This is a genomic window from Rhizobium sp. NLR10b (assembly GCF_019685435.1).
Taxonomy (GTDB): domain Bacteria; phylum Pseudomonadota; class Alphaproteobacteria; order Rhizobiales; family Rhizobiaceae; genus Rhizobium.
Genome location: NZ_JABDWV010000035.1, coordinates 1 through 8,901 on the forward strand (window position 1 = coordinate 1; position 8,901 = coordinate 8,901).

Below are 8,901 nucleotides of genomic sequence, written 5' to 3' on the forward strand. Positions count from 1 at the left end.
GTGAGACGCCGAAAATCTGCGCCACGCCGGGGTATGACTACGATCGGGCTACGCCCTCCCTCCGTCACACCCCGGCGCGAGTCTCATCCTGATTGACGCTGAATCTCATCGAGATTGCCGCTACGCACGTGGGAGGTCGTCATGCGTCATGATCCTGCCAGTGCCGCCGTCGTCATCATGCTGCGTAGTCTGAAGATGTATGGCATGGCCCAAGCGGTCACGGACCTGATCGAGCAAGGAGCACCAGCCTTCGATGCGGCCGTGCCGATCTTGTCTCAGTTGCTGAAAGCCGAGATGGCTGAGCGCGAGGTCCGCTCGATTGCCTATCATATGAAGGCTGCGCGCTTCCCTGCCTACAAGGACATCTCCGGATACGACTTCGCCGCCAGCGAAATCAACGAGGCGACGGTGCGCCAACTGCATCGATGCGAGTTCATGGACGGAGCGCAGAACATTGTCCTCGTCGGCGGGCCGGGCACAGGCAAAACACACGTCGCGACCGCCCTCGGCGTCCAGGCTATCGAGCATCACCGCCGAAAAGTCCGCTTCTTCTCGACCATCGAGTTGGTCAATGCGCTCGAGCAGGAAAAGGCCAAGGGCAAGGCAGGACAGATCGCTGAGACGCTGGTTCGTCTCGATCTGCTGATCCTCGATGAACTCGGATACCTTCCGTTCAGCGCCTCAGGCGGAGCGCTGCTCTTCCACCTGCTGAGCAAGCTTTACGAGCGCACCAGCGTCGTCATCACCACCAACCTCAGCTTCAGCGAATGGGCCACCGTCTTTGGTGATGCCAAGATGACGACGGCTCTGCTCGACCGCCTGACACACCGTTGCCATATCTTGGAAACCGGCAACGACAGCTTCCGCTTCAAGGCCAGCTCGGCCGCAGCAGCACAGAAGAGAGGAGAAAAAGCCAATCCCTTGACCAAACCCTGATCAGAAAACCATACTTAGAGGTGGCTCACTTCTCGGTGGAAAAACCGGCTCAGTTCCGCGTGGAAACCAACACTATAATTACATCGAGACTGCGCTTGGCGCGCTATACGCCGCCGAGTTTGGCGGCAAACCGGCGATGCCCACGGCTTTAGGCCCCTCTAATTGAATCAGGAGCTAAAACATGGCCTTCAAGATCATTGTATCCCAATGCACCCAGTGCGGCGCTTGCGAATTTGAATGTCCCTCAGATGCGATCAGTTTCAAAGGCGAGGGATATGTCGTGGATTCAGAAAAATGTACCGAGTGCAAGGGTGAGTTTGACACGCTACAATGCGCTTCGGTTTGTCCGATGCCGAAGACCTGCGTCCCTGCCTGATCGCCACCGGACTAAATCGTAAAGAATGCGACGAGCCGCTAGTGGTCTCCTAAGCGAACATCAGGTCAAAAATTCACGTACCACCGATATCCAATCCAGTGAGCGATGCGCGCAACCTGAGTTTCCGGAGCTCCAAATCCGGCGCAGCGAGAAAGGGACATGCATGAGAGTGACAATCAGCAGAACTGACGTCGGCTTATCGGCCTATATTCACAAGAAAGACCTTGAGGAACCGATTATTTCGGTTGAGAACAAAAACCTGTGGGGCGGCTTTATTTTGCTGAAAAATGGATGGCGGATAGCCCTCCCCGAGCTATCGCAGAACAGGCGCCTGCCCGTTACGGTCGACGCGAGGAGGCTATCCAGTTAGCGTGCGCGCGGGTTGATAGATGAGCGTCGATGCCAAGCGCAAGCGGGCATACACCCCGAATATAGGCATCGAGTTAACGATCTCTTGAAGGCGGTCATCGGCAGGAGGCCGCCCATAAATCAGGAAGATATGACGCAACTCAACGAAACCACGCTCAAGGACCTCGTGGAGCCTCGGCACGGGCGTATCGGCAATCCAGGCGGAAGCCCTAAGCATCAGCTTGTAACAGCATTCATCCCATTGGTTCTCGGATCTCGTGATATCCGCGGCGCTCCGGAAAGGAACTGACGTGAACCCATTCGCCAAAACAGCTGCGGCTCTTCTCCTCGTGAAGGGCCCCAAGAGCAATACCCCCTCGACGCAGAGAAGATTTGTTCAGCTTTGATTCAGAAACTATCGGAAGATGCCTCCCGCAATCTGGAGGCTCGAACCTGGCAGAACGCCGTGCAGACGGTCCCTTATCAGGTAGGAAGACCGAAATTGACGCAAACGCTGAACTGCACAATGCCGCTTGGGGGGGTGCCGGACAAACTTGCGTCGATGTGCATCAGTAAAAGCCAAAGGCCCACACTGGCGAAATCCATTGGCTCCTACCTGAAACATTTGGAAAGGCGACAGCGTTCAAATGCCTCATCCTGGATCAATCCGACACGGCTGAGATCCACCTCAGTCTGACGTGCCTGGATGTAACGGAGGACCGAAATCCGGAGAAATTTATCATCGCTTCGACCCAACACTCGGCGAAGCTGAAGCTTTGGGACAAGCAAACGCAGGCCAAAATCACCGAGGTCTTCGGCTCCTTCCAGGCGACGAGCGACCAGCCCTTCTACCTCCGCACTGAATTGATTCAGATGCCCACCAAGTCAAGCTCAATGGAGGATATCCGTACCCGATTCTCTGACCGCAGGTAGTCCTGACTATTTTGATCCGCGACCATGGACTAGCGCATCTCCTCCGCCAAAAGCGCCCGGCTGCCGCGCATTGGTCCAGTTTCACCCGGAACGACTTGCGGCCCCTGTGGTCCTTCTGGCCCAACCGGGCCTGGGATGGGGTCACCTTCACCCACGCCGATTCATCCCAGACACCACAGTCCAATGTGGCAGCTTCCATTGGAGTTTCGATCTCTTAACAGGAGCTTTCCGTTTAAGCGACGGAAAGCCTTCTGGCGACTAGCGATGTGCGAAGTTTCATGGCCGGCTTTTCGATCAGCGCCCATGATAGAGCGGCTAATGCCACGGTTCCGACCGGCTCGACGATCCAGAGCCACCAGTGGCCGACCCACCCGATGGCGATCAGCGTGTGCATGACGAGCATATGGTAGAGGTAGATCCCGTAAGAGAGATCCTGCCCGCGCAACAGGTTAGGGCGCTGAAATGAGTACGCTGCCGACAGGACTAGACCGGCGAGAACAGCGATTCGGAATGCATCGACAGGCGCCGCGTTGTTGATCGAGATGAATGCAGCGGACGTTCCTGCTGCCCACCACGTTATTGCGAGATGAGTTGCCAGCCACCACAAGAGCTTGCCTTCAAAGATCTTGCTGACGCGATGCCAGTAAAGCCGAGCAAGAACTCCCATCGAAAAAATCCAAAAAGTCGGGCCTGCTGTCACCGACAGGAACGGATTGTACTTATCAGTTATGTTGAAGTGCTGCGCCATGACCCAAGACCCGAGAGCGGCGACGGCGACGACTAGGGCCCCTGCTCGTTTCCACCGCCGCCAAATTTCCAACAGCATCGGCAGGGTGAGGTAGAACGTCAGCTCCACCGTCAGCGTCCACAGCACCCCACTTGGGTCCGAGGCGCCGTAAAAGCCGCTCATCGTGTAGGGCTCGTAGGTGAAGTAGACCGCCCAGATCCGTGCAGCGGTCAGGATGTAGACAGTGAAGTAAGACAGATACTGCAAGATGCCGGTAACATTTAATCCCCCAGTCACCAGCAGGGCAAGTTCCATCACGGCGATGTTGACGAACAGTGCAGGAAAGATCCGGAGCGACCGCTTGACGAAAAAAGAGGCCGCAGACGACGATCGGATGTAAGAATCCGTTACTAGAAAGCCGCTGATTACAAAGAAGATCGCAACACCCGGCGCCGAAAACAACAGATTGAAGACCGATGTGCCGTCTAAAGAATCGCCCAGGTGAAGCCAATTCCACGCGTGGCTGAACATCACTTGGCAGGCGGCAAAGAGCCTTAACAGGTCAAAGTTGTTCCGGTGGCCGGATGAGTGTTCATTGGATGGTCCCATGAATGTCCATTGCGCCGGCAGATGCCGCGCAACCTTTTGGCTTTTATTGAGAACAGAATTCGGTGTAGCAGTGGACGGCTTTGTTGTCTGCAGCTCTGCCGTCAGATCGGTTGCCCTCGTTCGGCAACAACATCAACAATTACATGCTGATCCGGACGTGGGGGCAAGGCGCCGCGTACTGTGAAAGTGGCATTCATCATCGCATTAGCCGGCGCCGAAGCAATGCGGTCGACACGAGGAATGGTACGACTATGTAGATGCAGAGAACGCCAATATGCAGGCAGACATTGGCGATTGGTTGGCCCAGCATCATCGGGCGGATAATATCTATCGAATGTGCCAAGGGCAAGAAGGCCGCTATCTGTTGGAATGCTACGGGCAATTGGTCTACGGGAAAGACTGCGCCTGACATGAACAACATCGGCGTGATGACCAGCGTTTGATAAAATATGAAATAATCGTAGCTGGGCGCGAGGGCAGTGACGACCATTCCAAGGCTCGCAAACGCTAAGCCCGTAAGGGCGATGACCGGAAGCGCATAGAGAAGAGCCAGCCAGTGAGTGTATCCCAACATGGCGGCGACGATACCAATACCGGTGCCTGCGAGCGACGCCTTGGTTGCTGCCCACGCCATTTCCCCAACGACGATATCCCCTAGCCTAAGCTGTGTATACAACATTGCTTCCCAGGTGCGCTGGCCCTGCATTCGGCCGAAGGCCGCATAGATAGTCTCGAAGGTTGCAGCAGTCATCGCGCTTGTCGCGATCATTCCAGCCGCCAAAAATGCAGTGTACGATACACCGTCAATGCGCCCTACCATCACTCCCAATCCAGCGCCGAGCCCGAATAGATATATTATAGGGTCGGCTAGATTGCCCAGAATGGATGCCAACGCCGCTTTTTTCCAAGCCAGATAGTTTCTGCGCCAAACTGCGAGCCAGTTTAAACAGCCGGCGGGTAATGCTGCTACGCTCATCGTCTACTTCTCCATCTCGCGTCCGGTTAATCGCAAGAAGACATCCTCTAGATTTGGGGGACGCTCCAGCAATCGCAGGCCCGAATATCTACGCAGTTGCGCGCGCACCTGCTCTGGATCAGGCGTGTAGCAGAACAGGGTCTCTCCACTGATCTCCAGTCGCCGAGCATTCGGCCTGATCAAAAGACTAAGCTCCTGCGGGTCGCCACCGAAAATTTCGATCACGGGACAGCCAATCTGCTCTTCGATCAGGGCATGCGGTCGGCCTTCGGTGATCTTTCGCCCAGCTTCAAGCACGCACAGCCGGTCGCACAACCGCTCCGCCTCTTCCATGATATGGGTCGTCAGAAGAATTGTCTTGCCTTGTGCCAACAGCGATCGAAGCCGCTCCCAGATCAAGTGCCGCGCGTGTGGGTCGAGACCAGTGGTCGGCTCGTCCAGAATGAGTAGGTGTGGGTCATTAATGAGCGCGCGCGCCAGAGTGAGGCGCCGCTTCATTCCTCCAGATAGATCTGCCACACGCGTATTCGTTTTGCTCTCAAGTCTCGCAAATTCAAGCAGTGACGGGATTACCGCTTCGATTTCTCGGGTGCTCATGCGGAAGTAGCGCCCGTATACCAAGAGGTTCTCGCGAACCGTGAATTCCAGGTCGAGATTATCGAACTGAGACACGATCCCGATTTTCGCTCGTGCCAAGCGAACTTGACCCGGTTCCTGTGCTCCGAGTACAGTGATTGTGCCTGCACTTGGCGAGGTCATCCCTAGGATCATACGGGTGATCGTGCTTTTACCTGCGCCGTTCGGTCCTAAAAGACCAAAACATTCTCCTGCGGCGATAGTAAACGACAAGTCATCGACGACGACTTTATCATCATATGATTTCGAAACGCCGGCCAGGTCGATTGCAACTTGGGACAATGCGCCAGAAGGCGAATCCGCTGCCTTAGATTTCGAACGGCCCTGCCGCTCCGATAGGCTGATATGATCCTGGTGCGGATCAGCGATCGTCGTCTTCAAATTCGCTAATTGCCCGTTCATTTCTTGTCCCAAATTTTGAGCTGCGGTGGAGCGATCATCACTCGCCACTATAGGCAATTTCAGATGTTGCCCGCCCTGGCATTTTGGTAACGCCCTGCTGACCAACCGTCGGTGCGACAGCGACTGATCCTCGCGACAACCAGTCGCTATTGGATAAGGTACAAAGGGCATAGGCCTTCAAAGGAATTAAGAGAAAGATGTTCACGAGCGTGTGGAGAGCAAAGCCCAGAAACCTAAGTTCGCGGGCGCGATAGGCAACCACGCTGCATCGCACAAGAGTCATGGAGCCGATGACCATGATCGTCCACCATGGTACTGTGGCGGTCATCGCAAACTGCCCAATACCCGTCAACACCGACAGCGCAAGAAGTAAAGGGCCGCCATTTTGCCCGATTACGTCCAGCGTGAGATATCGATCAAGGCCAGGCAGTACGGGGAACGCAAGCAAAGTATCCCGAAAAGTGCTGCGTGCCCACCGTAGTTGTTGACGCAGATAAACACCTATTGTGTCAGGAACAACTGTCGCCGCGATGGCGCTCGGAACATACTCAGTTCGAAAACCTGCGCTCAGCATGAGAATCGTTAAATGGCGATCTTCACCGAAGTCACTCGGCTTGCCGCGATAAAGTTGCGTCTCGTACTGATCCAGCAGCGAGAGCATAGCAGAACGCCGGTACATCGCGCATGGGCCGCAGCAGCACATAACTGCACCGAAGCGAGCTTGCGCCGCGCGCTCCTCGTTGCAGGCAAGCCAGTACTCCATGTCAATCAAGCGAGTCAGCCAAGTGTCCCCCTGGTTACTGGCTTTCAATTGGCCCATCGCCGCACCGACCGCTGGATCGCGCATTTTGTGGGCGAGCTTGGAGACGACGTCGGGGGCGAGCGTGGTGTCTGAGTCCACGTTCAAGATGAGATCCCCAGAGGACTGGGTGATAGCGGCGATTTGCGCTTTGCGCTTTCCAACATTTTTAGCGAGAATTATGAAGCTGAATCTTTCATCGTCTGCATAGGCAGCGCGCTGAGCCACAACCGGGTCGCGATTTCTGGAACCGTCGTCTACTACATAAATACGCAATTTTCCGGCATAATCTTGCTCCGCAAGCGACGCGAGGCATTCCGAAAGAACGATTGGGTCCTCGTTGAAGGACGGCACAATGACATCAACGCTTGGCACAGAAGTGGCGTCGATATGTTTCGCAGGTGTTGTTGAGATCGTTGTCCGCCTAGCATGAAAGACCTGCGCGCTCTTATAAACAGTGGAGAGCATTGCATAAAGCGAGACGGCGGCGATGCTGGTTGTTGCGAGCAGGGTCATGGTTTCTCGTTTGTCCAGTGTTTCAGGGAAGTGAACGAATTTGGAATCCGCGGCTATGCAGTGCCGGAATAATTCGAGAGAGTGCTAAAAGCGTCTGGTCACGCAGTCCGGCAAGCGAGCATTGCTCAACCTCATCGGGCGGACACCCGTCGTGCAAAAGTACGATTGCCCCAGGCCGAGCAGCAGCAAGCACCTCATCAACGATCACATCGGTGCCCGGGCAAGACCAATCTCTAGGGTCGGCCGACCAGTGAACGGCTCCAAGTCCAGCCCTCACCGATGCTGAGAGCACGTCTTCAGTCCACGCCCCGTAAGGCGCTCGTAAGTGCCGGACCTGGGCTTGGGGACAGGCCGAGACAATAGCTTGATGCGCCTCGTCTATTTCACGTTTCACATCCTTGGGATCGCAGGTGGCGAGGTCGGGATGCGTCATGGTATGATTGGCGACATCATGACCTTCCGCCACAAGGCGTTGAATGAGTTCCGGGTGATCCTTCACGTAGGAACCGATAGCAAAAAATGTTGCCGGGACGCGGTGCTCAGCTAGAACATCAAGGATTTGCGGCGTGCAGAATGGATTGGGACCATCATCGAACGTCAAGTAAACGCAGCGATCTTCCGGTCCGTTTGTGTGATTGACCGGTACTTCGCTCATATAGGCAGGCCGCTTCATAGTTCCGACCCGTTTCGTTCAATCAACGAGCCCGCAGGCCACTCAGTCATCGGACGGTCGACGGGAACTACCAATACGAGGACATCTTCAGTGCGCGTGGCTGGCAGGTCGGAATGCGCGTCTGGAAGCGTGGAGCGCACACGAAGCCCGGTCATCATATTGGCGGTTCCGTCTCGGCAGTATCTTTCCATGTGATTCCGCATGGCGTGGCGAACTGTTCCAAAAGCAAATGGAACGCTCAACTCGCGCAGAACCGGAAACATGGCGCGCACCGAGTGAGCGATGCCTAATCCTTCTAGATCCGGTCGCACTCCGTACAGGCCTAGCTCGGCCACAAGCAAATCAGTCGTACCGACCCTTACGAAGCGGCGTAACAAGCCCATGTGGCTAGCGACACCGCGCGAGTCATATGCGATTGCGCGGCGTTCGGGCCTCGCACCACCCCAGCTTCGGCCAGTCTCGAACGGCTTGGCATTGAAAGCTCCCGTCGGCCCATAGGTCTTGCAAAAAAAATCAGCGAGCTCCGCGTGGTCTGAAGCTTCCAGCTCATTTTCCCAGCATATTTTCCATCGCACTTCAGAAGACATGCAAAAGCTCCACGTTGTTCCTTCACCCAGCCACGATCAAAGCCGCGCGAGATTGTTGCGCATGACTATTGGATTGCCGGTTAGACAATCGAGCGGTTAGGAGAAGTAAAGAATTGAAATCGGGCCCTTGCCCGGCATTTCGATTTTTCGTTCCCGGCCTTGATATTGATCAAGTTCCGGCTTTTCTATAAGTGATCCGAAAGATTGGTAAAATTGATTGTTTGGATGGCAATCATCTATGGAATGGATATACACTCATGCGTTTTAAAGGCCTTGATCTCAACCTTCTTGTAGCGCTGGACGCTCTAATGACCGAGCGCAAGCTCACAGCAGCGGCACGCAGCATCAACCTCAGCCAACCCGCCATGAGCGCTGCCATCTCC

General features: G+C 55.3%; 10 protein-coding genes. 4 read left to right on the forward strand and 6 right to left on the reverse strand.

The genetic code is table 11. The features are described 5' to 3' along the window. The first annotated feature begins 141 nt into the window (after nt 1–141). From istB to nifT, 3 genes are all read left to right on the forward strand, one after another. A complete protein-coding gene (istB, locus tag HJB91_RS29920; RefSeq protein ID WP_221156862.1) occupies nt 142–936 on the forward strand; it encodes an IS21-like element helper ATPase IstB in 795 nt (264 codons plus the stop codon). A 181-nt stretch (nt 937–1,117) separates the two neighbouring features. Next, nucleotides 1,118–1,312 carry a 4Fe-4S binding protein gene (locus HJB91_RS29925; protein ID WP_221156863.1) on the forward strand — a complete coding sequence of 65 codons (195 nt, stop codon included), beginning with the start codon at nt 1,118–1,120 and terminating at the stop codon, nt 1,310–1,312. Between the two features lie 163 nt (nt 1,313–1,475). Then, nucleotides 1,476–1,682 carry a putative nitrogen fixation protein NifT gene (gene nifT / locus HJB91_RS29930; protein WP_221156864.1) on the forward strand — a complete coding sequence of 69 codons (207 nt, stop codon included), beginning with the start codon at nt 1,476–1,478 and terminating at the stop codon, nt 1,680–1,682. 1,143 nt (nt 1,683–2,825) lie between these two features. On the opposite strand, the gene nodX is transcribed toward nifT, so the two are convergent. The 6 genes from nodX to HJB91_RS29960 form a co-directional block, all read right to left on the reverse strand. Beyond that, nucleotides 2,826–3,929, reverse strand: a complete 1,104-nt coding sequence (nodX, locus tag HJB91_RS29935; RefSeq protein ID WP_221156866.1) for an acyltransferase — start codon at nt 3,927–3,929, stop codon at nt 2,826–2,828. A gap of 196 nt (nt 3,930–4,125) precedes the next feature. Further along, complete coding sequence (locus tag HJB91_RS29940; RefSeq protein ID WP_221156867.1) at nt 4,126–4,905, reverse strand: ABC transporter permease; 780 nt, start codon at nt 4,903–4,905, stop codon at nt 4,126–4,128. Between the two features lie 3 nt (nt 4,906–4,908). Next, on the reverse strand, nt 4,909–5,943 hold the full coding sequence (gene nodI, locus HJB91_RS29945) for a nodulation factor ABC transporter ATP-binding protein NodI (RefSeq protein WP_221156871.1): 1,035 nt from the start codon (nt 5,941–5,943) through the stop codon (nt 4,909–4,911). A 37-nt stretch (nt 5,944–5,980) separates the two neighbouring features. Beyond that, a complete protein-coding gene (gene nodC / locus HJB91_RS29950; protein WP_221156869.1) occupies nt 5,981–7,258 on the reverse strand; it encodes a chitooligosaccharide synthase NodC in 1,278 nt (425 codons plus the stop codon). Between the two features lie 22 nt (nt 7,259–7,280). Next, a complete protein-coding gene (nodB, locus tag HJB91_RS29955; RefSeq protein WP_138333873.1) occupies nt 7,281–7,931 on the reverse strand; it encodes a chitooligosaccharide deacetylase NodB in 651 nt (216 codons plus the stop codon). Next, nucleotides 7,928–8,518, reverse strand: coding sequence for a NodA family N-acyltransferase (locus HJB91_RS29960; RefSeq protein WP_017958626.1), 591 nt, complete (start codon nt 8,516–8,518; stop codon nt 7,928–7,930). Before HJB91_RS29960 ends, nodB begins: the two co-directional genes overlap by 4 nt. A gap of 257 nt (nt 8,519–8,775) precedes the next feature. Here HJB91_RS29960 and HJB91_RS29965 point away from each other — a divergent pair. Next, nucleotides 8,776–8,901: LysR family transcriptional regulator (locus HJB91_RS29965; protein WP_221156873.1), on the forward strand; the 126-nt coding region annotated here is incomplete at its 3' end.